The sequence below is a fragment of the Kitasatospora brasiliensis genome, from assembly GCF_032654805.1.
GTDB lineage: Bacteria > Actinomycetota > Actinomycetes > Streptomycetales > Streptomycetaceae > Kitasatospora > Kitasatospora brasiliensis.
In genome coordinates, this window is the sequence record NZ_JAUOOW010000002.1 from 1,105,845 (window position 1) to 1,124,208 (window position 18,364).

At 74.2% G+C, this 18,364-nt stretch carries 15 protein-coding genes; 11 read left to right on the forward strand and 4 right to left on the reverse strand.

Annotated elements, in window-relative coordinates:
* Positions 1-328: 328 nt before the first annotated feature.
* From QWJ13_RS12885 to QWJ13_RS12895, 3 genes are all read left to right on the forward strand, one after another.
* Positions 329-601 carry a WhiB family transcriptional regulator gene (locus tag QWJ13_RS12885; protein WP_030062195.1) on the forward strand — a complete coding sequence of 91 codons (273 nt, stop codon included), beginning with the start codon at positions 329-331 and terminating at the stop codon, positions 599-601.
* 225 nt (positions 602-826) lie between these two features.
* Positions 827-4,657, forward strand: a complete 3,831-nt coding sequence (locus QWJ13_RS12890) for a glycosyltransferase family 2 protein (protein WP_316523893.1) — start codon at positions 827-829, stop codon at positions 4,655-4,657.
* A 6-nt stretch (positions 4,658-4,663) separates the two neighbouring features.
* A complete protein-coding gene (locus tag QWJ13_RS12895) occupies positions 4,664-6,394 on the forward strand; it encodes a DUF5719 family protein (RefSeq protein WP_316523895.1) in 1,731 nt (576 codons plus the stop codon).
* A gap of 41 nt (positions 6,395-6,435) precedes the next feature.
* Here the strand turns inward: QWJ13_RS12895 and QWJ13_RS12900 are convergent, their stop codons facing one another.
* A complete protein-coding gene (locus QWJ13_RS12900; protein WP_316523897.1) occupies positions 6,436-6,888 on the reverse strand; it encodes a metallopeptidase family protein in 453 nt (150 codons plus the stop codon).
* A gap of 164 nt (positions 6,889-7,052) precedes the next feature.
* Between QWJ13_RS12900 and QWJ13_RS12905 the strand changes: the two genes are divergently transcribed.
* The 6 genes from QWJ13_RS12905 (at position 7,053) to ahcY (ending at position 13,380) form a co-directional block, all read left to right on the forward strand.
* Positions 7,053-7,418, forward strand: a complete 366-nt coding sequence (locus QWJ13_RS12905) for a DUF3499 domain-containing protein (RefSeq protein WP_316523899.1) — start codon at positions 7,053-7,055, stop codon at positions 7,416-7,418.
* Between the two features lie 129 nt (positions 7,419-7,547).
* Positions 7,548-8,933, forward strand: coding sequence for a phosphomannomutase/phosphoglucomutase (locus QWJ13_RS12910; protein WP_316523901.1), 1,386 nt, complete (start codon positions 7,548-7,550; stop codon positions 8,931-8,933).
* 99 nt (positions 8,934-9,032) lie between these two features.
* The gene (locus QWJ13_RS12915) at positions 9,033-9,215 is read left to right on the forward strand and encodes a Trm112 family protein (RefSeq protein WP_049659271.1); all 183 of its coding nucleotides are present in this window, start codon (positions 9,033-9,035) and stop codon (positions 9,213-9,215) included.
* A gap of 163 nt (positions 9,216-9,378) precedes the next feature.
* Positions 9,379-10,617, forward strand: a complete 1,239-nt coding sequence (locus QWJ13_RS12920; RefSeq protein ID WP_316523905.1) for an SIS domain-containing protein — start codon at positions 9,379-9,381, stop codon at positions 10,615-10,617.
* A gap of 24 nt (positions 10,618-10,641) precedes the next feature.
* On the forward strand, positions 10,642-11,619 hold the full coding sequence (locus QWJ13_RS12925) for a cation diffusion facilitator family transporter (protein WP_316523906.1): 978 nt from the start codon (positions 10,642-10,644) through the stop codon (positions 11,617-11,619).
* Between the two features lie 312 nt (positions 11,620-11,931).
* Positions 11,932-13,380: an adenosylhomocysteinase gene (gene ahcY, locus QWJ13_RS12930; protein ID WP_316523907.1), complete on the forward strand. Its 1,449-nt coding sequence runs from the start codon at positions 11,932-11,934 to the stop codon at positions 13,378-13,380.
* A 72-nt stretch (positions 13,381-13,452) separates the two neighbouring features.
* Here ahcY and QWJ13_RS12935 read toward each other — a convergent pair whose 3' ends face one another.
* Both QWJ13_RS12935 and QWJ13_RS12940 read right to left on the reverse strand, forming a co-directional pair.
* Positions 13,453-14,460: a hypothetical protein gene (locus tag QWJ13_RS12935; protein ID WP_316523908.1), complete on the reverse strand. Its 1,008-nt coding sequence runs from the start codon at positions 14,458-14,460 to the stop codon at positions 13,453-13,455.
* Positions 14,457-14,969 (reverse strand): SigE family RNA polymerase sigma factor, encoded by a 513-nt coding sequence (locus QWJ13_RS12940; protein ID WP_316523910.1) that lies wholly within the window; start codon positions 14,967-14,969, stop codon positions 14,457-14,459. Before QWJ13_RS12940 ends, QWJ13_RS12935 begins: the two co-directional genes overlap by 4 nt.
* A gap of 108 nt (positions 14,970-15,077) precedes the next feature.
* Between QWJ13_RS12940 and QWJ13_RS12945 the strand changes: the two genes are divergently transcribed.
* Positions 15,078-15,716 (forward strand): hypothetical protein, encoded by a 639-nt coding sequence (locus tag QWJ13_RS12945; RefSeq protein ID WP_316523912.1) that lies wholly within the window; start codon positions 15,078-15,080, stop codon positions 15,714-15,716.
* Between the two features lie 10 nt (positions 15,717-15,726).
* On the opposite strand, the gene QWJ13_RS12950 is transcribed toward QWJ13_RS12945, so the two are convergent.
* Positions 15,727-16,725, reverse strand: a complete 999-nt coding sequence (locus QWJ13_RS12950) for an RDD family protein (protein ID WP_316523914.1) — start codon at positions 16,723-16,725, stop codon at positions 15,727-15,729.
* Positions 16,726-17,050: 325 nt separating this feature from the next.
* Between QWJ13_RS12950 and QWJ13_RS12955 the strand changes: the two genes are divergently transcribed.
* Positions 17,051-18,055 carry a stage II sporulation protein M gene (locus QWJ13_RS12955; protein ID WP_316523915.1) on the forward strand — a complete coding sequence of 335 codons (1,005 nt, stop codon included), beginning with the start codon at positions 17,051-17,053 and terminating at the stop codon, positions 18,053-18,055.
* Positions 18,056-18,364 lie beyond the last annotated feature (309 nt).

An 18,364-nucleotide genomic window follows, 5' to 3' on the forward strand; every position in this document is an offset into this window, starting at 1 on the left:
GGGTGATTCATCACTCTCTATGTTTCGATGGGAAGATCGCCGGGAAGGCAGCCCGATGACCGGCCTGCGGTGGTGACCGAGCGTCACTGGGCGAATGGTTGCGGATGGTTCGGCACCGTACGGGACCTTGAGGCAGAAGGTCCGATGTGTCCGGATATGTACACTATTCGTAACGGCTTGGTGCCAGGGAGTGAATCCCGGCCCCAATACCAGAGCTCGGCTTGACTGGGCCAGAGTGACGCAACTGTAATTTCACTCGTGTCGTCAGCCGCACGAGGCAACGGCAACCACGGGGACGCCAAGTAGGGGCAGAGGAGGCGCGCGCCACATGAGCGAGCTCTTTGAGCTGTTGATCGGGGACGGCATCGCGGAGGACGAGGAGGAACTCGGCTGGCAGGAGCGCGCGTTGTGCGCCCAGACCGACCCGGAGTCCTTCTTCCCCGAGAAGGGCGGCTCGACCCGCGAGGCCAAGAAGGTCTGCCTCGCCTGCGAGGTCCGCTCGGAGTGCCTGGAGTACGCCCTCGCCAATGACGAGCGCTTCGGCATCTGGGGCGGCCTCTCCGAGCGCGAGCGCCGCCGGCTCAAGAAGAGCGCGGTCTGACCGGAGCGGCCCGGCCCCTCGCTGACCCTCCGACAGGGAGGGACAACCGCACAGCCGTACGGGCGCCTCACCGCGATGGTGGGGCGCTTTCGTGTTCCCGGGGCCCCTTCACCGCCCCCTCACCCGCACCCCGGACGAAGCGGCCACCGGGAGCCGTTAGTGTGGTGCGCCATCCGGTTGCCGTTCACCGGCTGTGTCCACCGAGAACTGGGGCCCGCGCACGCGATGACCGTCTACAGCCACCAGAGCGGCTCCACCGCTTCCCGGCCGCCCGCCTATCCGCGCCACCTGGTCACCGCCGTGATCGTCTCGCACGACGGCGCCCGCTGGCTCCCGCAGGCCATGGCGGGCCTCCTCGGCCAGGACCGGCAGGTCCAGCGGATCCTCGCGGTCGACACCGGCTCCACCGACAACTCCCCGCAACTGCTCGCCGACACCCTCGCCGACTGGCTGCCCGACAGCGGCCCGCTGCTCCTCGGCCGCCGGGCCGGCTTCGGCACCGCCGTCGGCGAGGCCGTCGCGAGCAGCCCCAAGCTGCGCCCCGAGGACCTGCCGTACCGGCTCGACCCCTCCGGCTACGACCCGGTCACCGGCGGCTGGGACGACTTCGGCGACCCGCTCGCCCAGGAGGACGACCTCGGCCGCGGCGGCCCGCGCGAGACCCAGCCGGTCGAGTGGCTCTGGCTGCTGCACGACGACTGCGAGCCGCAGACCGACGCGCTGCGCCGACTGCTCCAGGTCGCCGACTCCACCCCCAGCGCCGCCGTGGTCGGCCCCAAGCTGCGCAGCTGGTACGACCGCCGCCAGCTCCTCGAAGTCGGCGTCACCATCGCCCGCTCCGGCCGCCGCTGGACCGGCCTCGACCGCCGGGAGCAGGACCAGGGCCAGCACGACCAGGTCCGCCCGGTGCTCGCCGTCTCCAGCGCCGGCATGCTGGTGCGCCGGGACGTCTTCGAGGAACTCGGCGGCTTCGACAAGGCCCTGCCGCTGATGCGGGACGACACCGACTTCTGCTGGCGGGTCAACGCCGCCGGCCACCGCGTGGTGGTCGCCCCCGACGCCGTGCTGCGGCACGCCGAGGCGGCCAGCCGCGAGCGCCGCGCGATCGACTGCGGCCCCACCCACCCGCACCGGGTGGACAAGGCCGGTGCCGTCTACACCCTGCTCGCCAACTGCAAGGGCGTGCTCTTCCCCTACGTCCTGCTGCGGCTGGTGCTCGGCACCCTGCTGCGCTCCGTCACCAGCCTGCTCGGCAAGGACCCGCGCCAGGCCTTCGACGAGCTCGCCGGCCTCGGCCACGAACTCGTACGGTTCCCGAGGCTGTTGGCCGCGCGCAAGCGCCGCGCCAAGTCCCGGTCGGCGGACGCCCTGGACGACCGCACGCTCTTCCCGGCCCCCGGCGCCACCACCAGGCTGGCGGTCGAGGGCGCCATCGGCTCGCTCGGGATAGGGGGCGCCGACGACACCGGCCGGCACGGCTCGGCCGAGGCCGGCGGCGACGAGGACGCCGAGGACCTGGTCGTCGAGCAGTTCACGCTGATCAAGAAGCTCGCCCGGCGCCCGGCGCCGGTGCTGTTCGCCGCCCTGCTGGTGTTCGCCCTGGTCGCCTGCCGGGGCCTGCTCGGCAGCGGCTCGCTGTTCGGCGGCGCCCTGCTGCCCGCGGCCGACGGCGCCGGCGGCCTCTGGTCGATGTACGCGGACGCCTGGCACCCGGTCGGCACCGGCTCCACCGCCGCCGCCCCGCCGTACCTCGGCGTGCTCGCGGTGCTCTCCTGGCTGCTGTTCGACCACGCCGACCTGCTGCTCACCCTGATCGTGCTGCTCGCCGTCCCGCTGTCCGCGGTCAGCGCCTACCTGGTGTCCCGCCCGCTGCTGGACTCCAAGCTGGTCCGCGCCTGGGCCAGCGCCACCTACGCGCTGCTGCCCGCCGCGACCGGCGCGCTCGCCCAGGGCCGGATCGGCACCGCGGTGCTCGCCGTGCTGCTGCCGCCGCTGGCCCGCGCCGCCGCCATCGCGGCCGGCCTCGGCATCCGCGCCGAGAGCGCCGCCCAGGGCGCCCGTCCGGGCTGGCGCCCGGTCTGGATGACCGTCCTGCTGCTCACCCTGGCCACCGCCTTCGTCCCGATAACGTGGGCGCTCGCGGTGCCGCTCTGCCTGGCGATGCTGGCCGTCGCGACGCTGCGCGGCGGTGCCTTCGGCTCCGGCGTCAGCGCGCTGCGGCTGCTCGGCCTGCGCGTGCTGGTGATCCTCGCGGTGCCCGTCGCGGTGCTCGCCCCCTGGTCGCTCAAGGTGCTGGCGCACCCGAAGTGGCTGCTGCTGGAGGCCGGGCTGCCCGGTCTGCACGGCAGCGGCGCGAGCGCGGCCGGCCTGCTGCTGGTCAACCCGGGCGGCGCCGGAGTGCCGCCGGTCTGGCTCTCGGCGGGCGTGGTGCTCGCCGCGCTGGCCGCGCTGCTGCGCGCCGACCGCCGCCGCGCGGTGCTGGCCGCCTGGGGCGCGGCCGGGGCCGGCCTGGTCTTCTCGGTCGCGGTGGCCGGCACCTCCGTCACCCCGGCCTCCGGCGGCCCCGCCGTTCCCGCCTGGTCCGGCCCGGCCACCCTGATCGCCGGCATCGCCCTGCTGGCCGCCGCCGCGATCGGCGCCGACGGCGCCAACGCCCGCGTGGCCGGGATCGCCTTCGGCTGGCGCCAGCCGGTGGCCGCCCTGGTGGTGGCCGCGGCCGTGCTGGCCCCGCTGGGCACCGGCCTGTGGTGGGCGCTGACCGGCGCCGGCAAGCCGCTGCACCGCGGCCAGGCCGACCAGGTCCCGGCGTTCATCGCCGAGGAGGCCGGCACCACCGACCGGGCCCGCACCCTGGTCGTCACCGGCGACAAGAACGGCGGCGCGGTCCGCTACACCGTGCTGCGCGGCGCCGGTCTGACGCTCGGCCAGGCCGAGTCCACCGTCGACCCGGCGACCGGCACCCTGGACGGCCTGAACAAGATGGTCGGCAGCCTGCTGGCCGGCTCCGGAGCCGACCAGGCGAGCGCCCTGGCCGGCTACGGCATCGCCTACGTGCTGGTCCAGCAGCCGGTGGTCGACACCTACAAGGACGTCCTGGACACCACCCCCGGCCTGGTCAAGGCCAACCAGGACGTCGCCGCCGCGCTCTGGCAGGTCAACGGCGCCCCCGCGGTCCGGGCGGTGATCACCGCCCCGGGGGCCACCCCGGTGGTCGTCCCCTCCGGCGCCCGCGACCTGTCCGCCACCGTCCCGGCCGGCCCGGACGGCCGGGTGCTGCGGCTCGCCGAGTCCGCCGCCCCCGAGTGGAAGGCCACCGTCGGCGGCACCGCCCTGGAGCCCACCACGGTCGACGGCTGGGCGCAGGGCTTCAAGCTCCCGGCCGCCGGCGGCAAGCTGGCCGTCACCCGCGAGGGCGGCGCCGCCCACACCGGCTGGATCTGGGCCCAGGTGCTGCTCGGCCTCACCATCCTGGTGCTGGCCCTGCCCGGCCGCCGCAGCCACAAGGACGACGACCTGCCCGAGGAGGTGGTCGCCGCCGCCGCGCTGGCCGCCGCCGCCCAGGCGCAGGCCCCGGCCCCCGGCAGCCGCCGGGCCCGCCGGATGGCCGAGCGCGGCGAGGGCGCCGAGGGCGGTGCCGACGAGGGCGGGGTGTACGAGGGCAGGCCCGGCGCGATCCCGAAGCAGCCGACCGGCGAGCCGGTGACCGCAGCCGTCCAGGCGGCCGCCGCCGTCCAGGACACCGAGCAGTACGCCGACCCGTACCAGACGTACCAGCAGGCCGACCCGTACAGCTACGACCAGTACGCGGCCCAGCCGGTCGCCGCGCCGTACGGAGGCCAGGGCTACGACACCCAGGGCTACGACGGCGGCTCGCAGGGCTACCCGCAGCAGGGCTACGAGCAGCCGTACCAGCCCGAGCCGCAGCCGTACGGCTACCAGCCCGACGGGTACGACGGCGGCCGGCAGGGCTACCCGCAGCAGGGTGAGACCTACTACGACCCGAACGACCCCAACGGCCCCGGCCGGTACCCGCACCAGCACGGATCGGGGAGCTGACCCGCGATGAAGAAGCCCGCATTCAGGAAGAAGTCCGGCGCCGCCGAGGCCCCCGCGTCCGCGCCGCGCCCGGCCGCGGCCCCGGCTGCCCGCCCGGGCCGGTTCGGCGGGGCCGGGGGCGGCACGGCCAGGACCACCCAGTCCCTGCTCGCCGCGGCCGTGGTGCTCGCGGCGGTGGTCGGGATCGCCGAGCTGCGCCCGCCGGCCGCCCCGGCCAAGACGGCCGTCGCCGCGGCCCCGACCACCGCCCAGGTGGAGCGGACGGCGGCGGTCTGCCCGCAGCCGCTCCAGGGCCTGACCGGCTCGACCACGCTCACCGCCTACACCCCGCCCGGTACGGGCTCCGCCACCGGCGGGGCCGGCTGGCTCTCCGACGCGGCCGCGCCCGCCGCGCCCGCCGCCCCGGCGCCGACCGGTTCGGGCACCCCGAGCGCCCCGGCCACTCCCGCCGCCCCGACGACGCCCGCCGCCCCGGCGCCGAGCGGCTCGGGCACCCCGAGCGCCCCGGTCCAGGACAAGAACGCGGCCCCCGCCGACGCCCGGCTGACCCTCGCCAAGCCCGGTACCCCGGTCACCGGCCCGGCGGCCAACGGCGACGCGGCGCCCGGCACCGGGGCCGTCGCCACCGGCTCCCCGGCCCCCGGCTTCACCGTCACCCAGACCACCGTGGTCACCGAGCAGCGCGGCCTCGGCCTTTCCGGCCTCACCTGCACCCCGGCCGGCACGAGCTTCTGGTTCGCCGGGGCCTCCACCGCGCCCGACCGGGTCGACTACCTCAGCCTGGTCAACACCGAGTCCTCCGCCGCCGTGGTGGACATCAAGCTGTACGGCGACAAGGGCCTGATCGACAACGACGCCGCCAACGGGCTCACCGTCTCGCCCGGCAGCTCCCAGTCCGTCCTGCTGTCGACCCTCAGCAAGGGCGCCGTCACCGACCTCGCCGTGCACGTGGTGGTGCGCTCCGGGCGGATCGGCGCCGCGCTGCACGCCGCCGACGGCGGCAAGGGCGCCGACTGGGTCCCGGCCTCGGCCGACCCGGCCCCCACCCAGGTGCTGCCCGGCCTGCCCGCCGACACCGCCGCCGCCCGCCTGGTGGTCTGGGCGCCGCCGGAGGACGACGCCGACCTGAAGATCCAGCTGTCCGGCAAGAACGGCTGGTTCAGCCCGGCCGGCAACGAGTCGATCCACGTCAAGGCGGGCATGGTGGCCGCCGTCGACCTCGGCAAGGTCACCCGGGACGAGGTCGCCGGGCTGCGGCTGACGCCCAGCGACGACAAGCACCGCACCCCGATCGTGGCCGGGCTGAGGGTCGACCGGGCGGCCGGCAACGGCAAGACCGACGCGGCCTGGCTGACCGGCACCGACCCGGTCGGCGCCCGTGCCACCGTCGCCGACAACCGGGCCGGCGCCTCGACGCTCTTCCTGACCTCCACCGGCGAGGCCGCCACCGTCCGGGTCACCGCCTCGGCCGGCAGCGGCGGCGGCACCCCGGCCGCCAAGGAGGTCCAGCTCCCGGCCGGCGGCACGGTCGCCCTCCCGGCGCCCGAGCCCGCCGGGCTGAACGGGGTCTTCGCGCTCACCGTGGAGACCGTCTCCGGCGGCCCGGTGGCCGCGGCCCGGATGCTCTCGCTGCCGGCCAAGGACGTGCCGATGTTCACCGTCCAGGCGCTGCGCGACGACCGCAGCACCGTCAAGGTCCCGCAGGCCGGCCAGGATCCGGGCGTCGTCCTGCGCTGAACGTCCCGAGGGGCGGCACCGGCGGTGCCGCCCCTCGGCCGTCAGTCCTCGTCGTAGCGCGGGTCGATGGCGTCCGGGGAGAGCCCGAGCAGCTCGGCGACCTGCTCGATCAGGATCTCGTGCACCAGCGCCGCCCGGTCCTCCCGGGTCTTCGCCCGGATCTCCACCGGCCGCCGGTACACCACGATCTGGCTCTTGCGCCCCTGCCCGCCCGGCGACACCCGCCCCAGCGGCACGCCGTCCTCCAGGTCGGCGCCGTCCGGCTCGTGCAGCGGCACCTCCTGGACGGCGAACTCCACCTCGATCAACTGCGGCCACCGCCGCTCCAGGCGCTCCACCGACTCGCGCACGTAGTCGTCGAACAGTTCGGAGCGGGTGAGCGAGATCGGCACCTGGGGCGGCGCCAGCGGGCCGCGCAGGCCCCTGCCGTGCCGGTCACGGTGCCGGGGTCGGCGCGCTGGGCCTGTCGATGACTGCGGTGCGGAGCTGTCCATATCACTGCCGAGGGTAGTCCTTGGACGGTCGGAAGTGGACCACTCCGACAGGGAATCGCGCGGGGCTTTGGAGACTCTGCCCCGGCGCCCGGGCGGCGACACGGCACCCCCTCCGGGCAGGCGGTCTTCGCTCCCCGGCGAGGAGTGCGGTACCGTCCACCCTCGTGAGCTCTGTACGTCGTTGTTCGCGGACCGCGTGCGGCCGGCCGGCCGTCGCGACGCTGACGTACGTCTACGCGGACTCCACCGCCGTCCTCGGACCGCTCGCCACCTACGCCGAGCCGCACTGCTACGACCTGTGCGCCGAGCACGCCGAGCGCCTCACCGCCCCGCGCGGCTGGGAGGTCGTCCGGCTCGCCGCCGAGGCCGGGCCGCTGCGCCGCAGCAGCGACGACCTTGAGGCGCTCGCCAACGCCGTGCGCGAGGCCGCCCGCCCGCAGACCCCCCGTCAGGGCCGCGGCCCCGAAGGCGATTCCATCGAGGGCAGCCGCCGCGGCCACCTCCGGGTCCTGCGCTCGCCCGACAACTGACGCTTCACGTGGCACGGGTCGTTCGTCCGGCCCGGGTACGCTGCCCGTCTACCGTCAGCACGCCCGTCGACCGTACGAGCGGGTGCGCCTGACGCTTCTGATCAGTTCTAGGACCAGGGTGGAGCCGCAGTGCGCGACCTCAAGCAGCTCGTGAAGGCGTACGACGTCCGAGGCGTCGTCCCGGACCAGTGGGACGAGAGCCTGTCCCGGGCCTTCGGCGCCGCGTTCGTGCAGGTCACCGGCGCGTCCGCGATCGTGGTCGGGCACGACATGCGCCCCTCCTCCCCGTCGCTGAGCCTGGCCTTCGCCGAGGGCGCCGCGGCCTACGGCGCCGACGTGGTGCAGATCGGGCTGTGCTCCACCGACCAGCTGTACTACGCCAGCGGCAAGCTCGACCTGCCCGGCGCGATGTTCACGGCCAGCCACAACCCGGCCCAGTACAACGGCATCAAGCTGTGCCGGGCCGGCGCCGCCCCGGTCGGCCAGGACACCGGCCTGTCCGAGATCCGCGAGCTGGTCGAGTCCTGGACGGCCGAGGACGACACCGTCACCGTCCCGGTCAAGGACGTGAAGCCGGGCGGGCTGTCCGCCCAGGACACCCTGCGCGGCTACGCCGACCACCTGCTGGGCCTGGTCGACCTGACCGCGATCCGCCCGCTCAAGGTCGCGGTGGACGCCGGCAACGGCATGGGCGGCCACACCGTGCCGACCGTCTTCGACGGCCTGCCGATCGAGCTCGTCCCGATGTACTTCGAGCTGGACGGCACCTTCCCGAACCACGAGGCCAACCCGCTCGACCCGAAGAACCTGGTCGACCTCCAGGCCAAGGTCCGCGAGGTCGGCGCCGACGTGGGCCTGGCCTTCGACGGCGACGCCGACCGCTGCTTCGTGGTGGACGAGCGCGGCGAGCCGGTCTCCCCGTCCGCGATCACCGCCCTGGTCGCCGTCCGCGAGATCGCCCGCGCCAAGGCCGACGGCGAGGCCGAGCCGACGATCATCCACAACCTGATCACCTCCTGGACCGTCCCCGAGGTGGTCCGCGAGCTCGGCGCCAAGCCGGTGCGCACCCGGGTCGGCCACTCCTTCATCAAGCAGGAGATGGCCGAGACCGACGCCGTCTTCGGCGGCGAGCACTCCGCGCACTACTACTTCCGCGACTTCTGGCGCGCCGACACCGGCATGCTGGCCGCGCTGCACGTGCTGGCCGCGCTCGGCGGGCAGCCGGGCACGCTGTCCGCGCTCACCGCCGAGTACGACCGCTACGCCGCCTCCGGCGAGATCAACAGCACCGTCGCCGACCAGGCGGCCAGCACCGCCGCCGTCCGCGCCGCCTTCGCCGGTGGCGAGGGCGTCTCGGTGGACGAGCTGGACGGTCTGACGGTGGCCGGCCCGGACTGGTGGTTCAACCTGCGCGCCTCCAACACCGAGCCGCTGCTGCGCCTGAACGTCGAGGCCAAGGACCCGGCGAAGATGGCCGAGCTGCGCGACGGCGTGCTCGCGATCGTCCGCGCGTGACGATCGTCCGCGCCTGACGATCGGCGTCCGTGCCCCGGCCGGTAGGGTTTCCTATCGGCCGGGGCACCTCCGTGCCACCCCCGAACTTTGGAGAGCCCCATGAAGCTCGAATCCTTCCTGCTGGAGATCCTGGTCTGCCCGCAGTGCCGGGCCGCGCTCGTCGAGGGCGGCACCGAGGAGCAGCCCGAGCTGGTCTGCACCGGCGCGGACTGCGGTCTCGCCTACCCGGTCCGCGAGGGCATCCCGGTCCTCCTGGTGGACGAGGCCCGCCGCCCGGCCTGATCCTGGGGCGAGAGCCCCGCCTCGGCGTCCCACCGCAAAGCCCCACCGCACCACCGCAGGTCGCGAAAGGTCCTCCCCGCACCCGCGGGGACCAGCCGCCCCACCCCGACCGCCCGGCGCGCAACGGAGCGCGCGCCCAGGACCGCAGCCGGAGGCTTGCCGCATGCTCGACGACACCCTGCTCGACGACCCGGCCGCCCTCCAGCGCGCCGACCACGACCGCGCGCTGCTGGCCCTGGCCGGCGCCGGCGCCCGGGTCCGCACCGCGCTGCGGCAGGCCGACGCGGCCGGCCTCGACCGGCTGCGTCCGGACGGCCGCCCGCGCGCCGTCCTGGTCGCCGGGCACGGCAGCGCGCTGACCGCGGCCGAGATGCTGGCCGCGCTGGCCGGCACCGCCTCCCTGGTCGCCCCGCTGCCGCCGACCGAGGCGGCCGCCCCGCGCACCGACCGTTCCGGCGCCCGTCCCGCCTTCACGGCCGGCCTCGGCTGGCAGCTGCCCGGCTGGGCCGGCCCGCTGGACCTGCTGGTGATCAGCTCCGCCGACGGCGGCGAGCAGGGCCTGGTCAGCCTCGCCGAGCAGGCGTACGCGCGCGGCTGCGCGATCGTCGTCACCGCCCCGGCCGGCAGCGCGCTGGCCGAGGCCGCGCTCCAGGTGCGCGCGCTGCCGCTGCCCTTCGTGGCCTCGATGCTGCCCGAGGACCCTTCGCCCGTCCCGCCCGCCGAGCCGGACCTGCCGGCCGAGGACCCGGCGGCGCTCTGGTCCCACCTCGCCCCGATGCTGGCGCTCGCCCAGAAGATCGGCGTCACCCAGCTCCCGTACGACGCGCTGCCGGGCGTCGCCGACCTGCTGGACGCCGCCGCGGTGCGCTGCCGCCCCGACGCCGCCGCGTACACCAACCCGGCCAAGGGCCTGGCCGCGCGGCTGGCCGGGACGGTCCCGCTGCTGTGGGCCGAGGGCCCGATCGCCGGGGCCGCGGCCGTCCGCTTCGCCGCCCAGCTGGCCGACCGGGCCGGGCGCCCGGCGCTGGCCGGGCCGCTGCCGCAGGTGCTCACCGCCCACCGCGGCATGTTCACCGGGCAGTTGGGCGCGGGCGCGGACCCGGACGACTTCTTCCGCGACCGGGTCGAGGAGCCGGACCCGCTGCACCTCCAGGTGCTGCTGCTGCGGCACACCCCGGGCACCGCCGCGCAGGACGGGCAGGACGGCCCGGCCGAGGTGCCGGAGGAGGATGCCGGCCCGCGCAGCTTCGGGGTGACCCGGGCGCACCGGCTGGCCGCCGCGCACGACGTGCGGCTGACCGAGTACGCGAGCGCCCGCCCGGACGCGCTGCACGCGCTGGCCGACCTGGTCGCGCTGACCGACTTCGCCGCCGTCTACCTGGGGCTCGCCGCGCAGGCCTGAAGCCGCTGACGCTAACGTGTCGACATGAGCACTGAGGGCGGGACGAAGGCACTGGTGGCGGCGCTGTCCGCGAACCTGGCGATCGCGGCGGCCAAGTTCACCGCCTTCGGCTTCACCGGCTCCTCCTCGATGCTGGCCGAGGGCGTCCACTCGGTGGCCGACTCCGGCAACCAGGTGCTGCTGCTGATCGGCGGCAAGCGGGCGCGCCGGGCGGCCGACGAGGAGCACCCCTTCGGGTACGGCCGCGAGCGCTACGTCTACGGCTTCCTGGTGGCCATCGTGCTGTTCACCGTCGGTGGCCTGTTCGCGATCTACGAGGGCTGGCACAAGGTCAGCCACCCGGAGACGCTGGACTCCTGGGGCTGGGCGGTCGGCGTGCTGGTCTTCGCCATCGGCATGGAGGGCTGGTCCTTCCTCACCGCGATGCGGGAGTCGGAGAAGGCCAAGGGCAAGCAGAGCTGGGCCCAGTTCATCCGCACGGCCAAGGCGCCGGAGCTGCCGGTGGTGCTGCTGGAGGACTTCGGCGCGCTGATCGGCCTGGTGCTCGCGATGTTGGGCGTCGGGCTCACCGTGATCACCGGCAACGGCGTCTGGGACGGCGTCGGCACCCTGTGCATCGGCGTCCTGCTGGTGGTGATCGCCGTGGTGCTCGCGCTGGAGACCAAGTCGCTGCTGCTCGGCGAGTCCGCCTCCAAGGAATCGGTGCGCCGGATCCGGGAGGCGCTGGTGGACGGCGAGACGGTCACCGGCGTGATCCACATGCGCACCCTGCACCTCGGCCCGGAGGAGCTGCTGGTCGCCGCCAAGATCGCCGTCAACGCGGAGGACAGCGCCGCCAGGGTGGCGGAGGCGATCGACGCGGCCGAGGAGAGGGTCCGCGCGGCCGTCCCGATCGCCCGGGCGATCTACCTGGAGCCCGACGTCTACAGCGCCGAGAAGGCCGCGGCGGGCGAGGACCCGGCCGCCACGCCGGGCGGCCCCGGCCCCGCCGTCGACCACTGAGACGGGTCCGGGCGACCTGACGGACCAGGGCCGAAAACGGTCATCCGCGGACGGCCGATGGGGCCATCGGTGTAGATTCGTCCCAGAGCCAGAACGTCGCTGCTGATGGCGGTCGATCGGCGGTCCGCACCCCCGGGGGTGTGCGCCGGTCGAGGGAGAGAGGTCCTCCGACGGTTTGTGCCGCGCAACGGGGAACCGGTCCGTCACAGGACCCGGTGGCCCCGGCGTGGCCGTGCACCCGTACGGCCCGACGCACGCGACGCACGCCCGGACCTATGGCCCCACCCCCCCATCAGCGAGGAGCAGACACGCATGTCGACCGACATCACCGGTGACTTCAAGGTCGCCGACCTTTCCCTGGCGCCGTTCGGCCGCAAGGAGATCCAGCTGGCCGAGCACGAGATGCCCGGTCTGATGGCGATCCGCGCCGAGTACGCCGAGGCCCAGCCGCTGGCCGGCGCCCGGATCACCGGCTCGCTGCACATGACGATCCAGACGGCCGTCCTGATCGAGACCCTGACGGCGCTCGGTGCCGAGGTCCGCTGGTGCTCCTGCAACATCTTCTCCACCCAGGACCACGCGGCCGCCGCCATCGCGGTCGGCCCGGAGGGCACCCCGGAGAACCCGCAGGGCGTGCCGGTCTTCGCCTGGAAGGGCGAGACCCTGGACGAGTACTGGTGGTGCACCGAGCAGGCCCTGACCTGGCCTGACGGCAAGACCCCGAACATGATCCTGGACGACGGCGGCGACGCCACCCTGCTGATCCACAAGGGCGTCGAGTTCGAGAAGGCCGGTGTCGCGCCGGACCCGTCCACCGCGGACAACGACGAGTTCCGGATCATCCTGGAGCTGCTCAACCGCACCCTCAAGGACACCCCGAACAAGTGGACCGAGGTCGCCGCCACCATCAAGGGCGTGACCGAGGAGACCACCACCGGTGTCCACCGCCTGTACGAGATGCACCGTGACGGCCAGCTGCTGTTCCCGGCCATCAACGTCAACGACGCCGTCACCAAGTCGAAGTTCGACAACAAGTACGGCTGCCGCCACTCGCTGATCGACGGCATCAACCGCGCCACCGACGTCCTGATCGGCGGCAAGGTCGCGGTCGTCTGCGGCTACGGCGACGTCGGCAAGGGCTGCGCCGAGTCGCTGCGCGGCCAGGGCGCCCGCGTGATCGTCACCGAGATCGACCCGATCTGCGCGCTCCAGGCCGCGATGGACGGCTACCAGGTCACCACCCTGGAGGACGTCGTCTCGATCGCCGACATCTTCATCACCACCACGGGCAACAAGGACATCATCCTTGCCTCGCACATGGAGAAGATGAAGCACCAGGCGATCGTCGGCAACATCGGCCACTTCGACAACGAGATCGACATCGCGGGCCTGGCGAAGCTGCCCGGCATCGTGAAGACCGAGGTCAAGCCGCAGGTCCACGAGTGGCGCTTCGCCGACGGCCACACCATCATCATGCTGTCCGAGGGCCGCCTGCTGAACCTGGGCAACGCGACCGGCCACCCGTCCTTCGTGATGTCCAACTCCTTCGCCAACCAGACGATCGCCCAGATCGAGCTGTTCACGAAGACCGAGCAGTACCCGATCGGCGTCTACGTGCTGCCGAAGCACCTGGACGAGAAGGTCGCCCGCCTGCACCTCGACGCGCTGGGCGTGAAGCTGACCACCCTGACCCAGGAGCAGGCCGACTACATCGGCGTTCCGGTCGAGGGCCCGTACAAGCCGGAGCAGTACCGCTACTGATGCGGTGAGCGCTGAACGCCGACGGCCGGTGCCCCCTCACGGGGCGCCGGCCGTCGGCGTGTGCGGGGCTGGTCAGCGGGCCCAGGAGGCCTCGTCGGCGCCGAGCACGGTGACCCGCCGGAGCAGGCCGTCCAGTCCGCCGACCGCCTGGACGGAGGGGATCCCCGCCGCGGTGCCGTTGGCGCAGAGCCGGACGCCCTTGTCGACTCGGCACACCGGGGTGCCGCCGCCCGGCCTGCCGTCCGCGAACACCCCGAAGCCGTCCGGCTGGGCGGTGACGCTCAGCCACTTGTCGCCGACGGTGTACGACAGGATGGCGCTCCACGGGGGCTCGGAGTCCTTGGCGGGCCGGTGGACCTCGGCGTTGCGCAACGTGAGGTCGGCGGGCAGGCCGGGCGCCCGCACCGGGAACGGGACGTCCCAGCGGTCGAATCGGGCCGCGGCCGCGACCCGGAGCAGGTCGTCCTGGATCTTCGCCCCCAGCCACACGGTGGCGCGCAGCTCGGCCAAGCGGCCGGATTCGGTCATCCAGCGCAGGCCGATCGTGGTCCCCGACTGGTCGGTGACCAGCCAGTGGGCCTCCCGCCCGGCGACCGGGGGCGCGGCGACGGTGTGGGTACCGGGCGCGGCGGAGTCGTCCGGGCCGGGCAGCAGTCGGAGCTTCAGGTCGGGGACGGCGTTGACGACCTCGGTCGTGGTGGTCGCGGTGGCGACGGACCGGCCGTCGCTGTTCGCGTAGCCGACGGCCGGGTGGGCCAGCCACGTCGGCAGCCAGCCGAAACGGACCTCCGAGCTCAGCGGGCCGGTGTCGGCCGTCGGCGTCGGCGCGACCGTGGACGAGGCGGTCGGCGCCGGGACGGCCGGTGCGGGCGGCCCGCCGGACGGGCGCAGCAGCAGCACGCCGGCCAGGACCGCGGCGGTCGACCCGGCCACCGCGCCGACCAGCGCGTGCCGGCGTCGGCGCAGCCGCGCCCGGCCGCGGGCGATCACCGCCGAGGGGTCGAGGGCGGGCGGCGGCGCCGGGGTCTCGGCGAGGGCGCTCAGCCGGGCGGTCAGATCACGCTGCTCGTGCGTCCTCATGGCGTCCTCTCTGCGGTGGCGGGACGGGCGGCGAGCCTCGTCCGGAGGGTTGCGAGAGCACGCGAGGTCTGGCTCTTCACATTGCCCGAGGAGCAGCTCATCGCCTCGGCGGTCTGTTCGATCGTCAGGTCGCAGTAGTACCGGAGCACCACGGTGGCCCGCTGCTTGGGCGGCAGCGCGGCCAGCGCCCGACGCAGGTCGATCCGGACGTCGAGGTCGGCGACCACCGACGCGACGTCCTCGGTGGCCGCGGTCCGGGCCGTCCGCCGCCACCAGGGGGAGCGCTGCTCGGCGAGGAAGGTGTTGACCAGCACCCGGCGGGCGTAACCGTCCAGGTTCTCGACCCGGCCGGCCCGCGACCAGTTCACGTACAGCTTGGTCGCGCACTCCTGCACCAGGTCATCGGCCCGGTGCCAGTCCCCGCACAGCAGATAGGCGACCTTGCGCAGCCAGCCGCTCCTGGAGGCCACGTACTCCGTGAACTCCGCGTCGCGCGTCCGCTTCGCCATCCGCACCCCCTCTCGTCGTGGCGCCGGCGCACTGCCGCGCCGTCCGCCGCTCTAATGCGGGCACCCGTACGGAAGGTTGCACGCGGCCGCGCACGTAGGCTTTCGGGCATGCCCAACGGCCGGTACTCGCTCCACGACCCTCACGACCACGTCCTGCTCGGGGAGGAGCGCTTCAGCTGCGCCCCCGGGGCGGCCGGGTGGCGGTACGTCTCCAAGACCTACGCGCCGGACGGCCGGGTGCTCGGCAGCACCGACCTCACGCTGGACTCGCGCGCCCGGCCGCTGCGGATGGAGCTGCGGGCCGGGGGCTGGCAGGTGCGCGGCGGGGCGGTCGACGGGGTGGCCTGGGTGCGGACCGACGCGGCCGACCCGGCCGGGGAGCACGCGGCGGAGGGGCGGGACCGGGCGCACGCCTTCACCGGCGGCTCGCCGGGCTTCCTGGTCGCCACCGCCCGGCTGCTGCGGCTTCACGAGGGGGCGAGCGCGCGGGTGCGGCTGGTGGCGTTCACCGAGCCGGTGCTGGCGCCGCGCACCCTCGACCAAGGGTGGCTGCTGGAGGGCGTGGACACCCACGAGACGGATTCGGGGCCGTTGCTGGTCGAGCGGTACCAGGTGGCGGACCTGGAGACGGGGGAGCAGCAGGTCGTGCACCTGGCGGGGGACGTGGTGCTGGCGGCGGCGGGGATCGAGCTGGAGGAGCTGCAGTCGCCGCCGAACGCCTGGCGGGTGGGGGCCGAGGAGGAGTAGCCGGTCCCGCTCAGGCGGGCGGGGCGAAGCCGGTGTCGCCGGTGGGCTTCTCGAAGGCCGGCGCGGTCGGCGGGGCGGGCTTCTCGAAGGACGGCGCGGCGGGCTGCTGGGCGGGGGACGGAGCCGTGGGGGCGGCCGGCTTCTCGAAGGACGGAGCCGCGGGTGCGACGGGCGCCGGCGCGGGCAGCGGACCGGCGGCCGGGGGCGCGGGCGCCCGGCCGGGTATCGGCCCGGCCGCCCACAGCTGCTCCTGGGCCCGCGTCCACTCCCGCCGCTGGCGTTCGGTGAGCACCGCGCCCAGGTACGCCGCCGGGTGCAGCCCCAGGGGGATCGGGTGGCCGGTCCGCGCGGACAGGTCCTCGGCCAGCCGGGCGGACATCCGGTGCATCACGGCCGGGTCCAACTGGCCGACCCGGCTCAGCAGTTGGCGGATGGCGAGCCAGAGCGGCTCCGGTACGGCGGACAGGTCCATCGCGACCAGCTCCGGGCCCATGGTCTGCAACAGGTGCGGGTGCACCGGCGGCAGCGGGGCGGCGGAGCCGCCCGAGCCCGGGGTGCGCTCGCGGACGACGACCGTCCCGGCGAAGATGTCGCCGAGCCGCTTGCCCTCCGAGTGCAGCGCCGAGGTGATCACCGCCGGGGCCGCGCTCAGCACGATCAGCTCGAAGAAGCCGACCAGCCCGCGCACCAGCGAGTGCCGGAACCGCACCGGCCCGCCGTCGGTGCGCACCACCCGCAGGCCGAGCGCGGCCTTGCCGAGCGAGCGGCCACGGCTGAAGGTCTCGACCATCACGGGCACGGCCACCAGGAAGAACACCGTCAGGCCGATCATCGTGGCGGCCAGGGCCGCGCCGTCGAGGCCGATCAGGGCGAGGCTCAACAGCATCGTGAACACCAGCAGGGCGGCGAACTCGACCAGCAGGTCGATCACGATCGCCAGCGCCCTGCTCGGAAGCTTCGCCGTCTGAAGGCCGAGGACGACCGCCTCACCCGTCACCAGGTCGCTCAAGACACCTGTCCGTTCACGCTCTTGGAGCCCGTACGGCTCGCCCATGGAGATCCGGGACCGCGTGGGGCGGCAGCGCCCCCGGGGGAAGGGGACCACCCCGGACCTGCTCCCGGTGACCCGCTCTCCGCGGTCTGATCAGCAGCCGCAAACATACGGGGCCCGGCGGGCGCACGGGAAGTGAGATCCCGACGGCCGACGCGGCGGCCGCTGCTGGCATGCTGGGCCGGACGTGTCCGCCCGGACCCGCCGCGTACGCCCGTCCGTGCAAGCCCGTCCGCGCGCGTGCCCGTCCGTGCCGCCCGCCGCCGATCATGGAGCCGCCGAAATGGACCTGGACGTCTTCGTCGCCACCCACCAGGGGGAGTGGGCCCGGCTGGACGCCCTCGCCCGCCGCCGCCGGCTCAGCGGCGAGGAGGCCGACGAACTGGTCACGCTCTACCAGCGCGCCACCGGCCACCTGGCCAAGGTCCAGGCCGCCGCGCCGGACCCGGCGCTGGTGAGCCGGCTGACCGGCCTGGTCTCGCGCGGCCGCAGCGCGGTGACCGGGGCCCGGACCAACGGCTGGCAGGACGTCGCCCGCTACTACACGGTGAGCTTCCCGGCCGCGCTCTACCGCTCCCGCCGCTGGTGGGCGCCGGTGGCGATCGTCTCGCTGATCGCCACCGCGCTGCTGGCGTGGTGGATGGCCACCCACCCCGAGGTCCGCAACAGCCTGGTCGCCCCCGAGCACCTCGACGAGCTGACCCGCCCCGGCGGCCAATACGAGGCGTACTACTCGGACCGGCCGGCCAGCTCCTTCGCGGCGCAGGTCTGGACGAACAACGCCTGGGTCGCCGTGCAGTGCCTGCTGTTCGGGATCGCGCTGGGCATACCGGTGCTCTTCGTGATGTGGACCAACGTGCTCAACCTCGGCATCGGCATCGGACTGATGGCCTCCGCCGGACGGCTCGACATCTTCCTCGGCCTGCTCATCCCGCACGGCCTGCTGGAGCTGACCGCCGTCTTCGTGGCCGGCGGCCTCGGCCTGCGCCTCGGCTGGACCGTCATCGACCCCGGCCCGCGCCCCCGCTCGGTGGCGCTGGCGGAACAGGGCCGCGCGATCATCGGGATGTCGATCGGCCTGGCGACCGTCCTGGCGGTCTCCGGAGTCCTCGAAGCCTTTGTGACCCCGTCCGGCCTGCCGACCTGGGCCCGGATCTCCATCGGCGTGCTGGCCGAGGCGGCCTTCCTCGTCTACGCCCTGGTGATGGGTCGAAAGGCCGCCGAGGGCGGAGAGTTCGGCGACCTGGAGGCTGCCGACCAGGCCGACCTCCAGCCCGTGGCTGCCTGAGCCGATGTGATCAACAGGCCTCTGACCTGCTAGTCTCCTCTCATCCCGACCAAACCATTGACGTGGTGAGGGTGGGCTAGTAGGTTTGAACGGTTGGGACTGACTGGACAAAGGTCGGGCCCAGGCGTTAGTGTCTACGACACCGCCGAATCGAGGCGAGCGCGTTTCACGAAATGCGCGCCCTCCGACGAAGCAAATCCCACGGACTGACCACTCCGGAAGCTTTGATAAGCTTCGGGACGAAGTTCGCAGGAAATCCCGCCAGCGGGAATCGGGTGAATGAAACTCCGGAAAACGGAGCGGAAAACA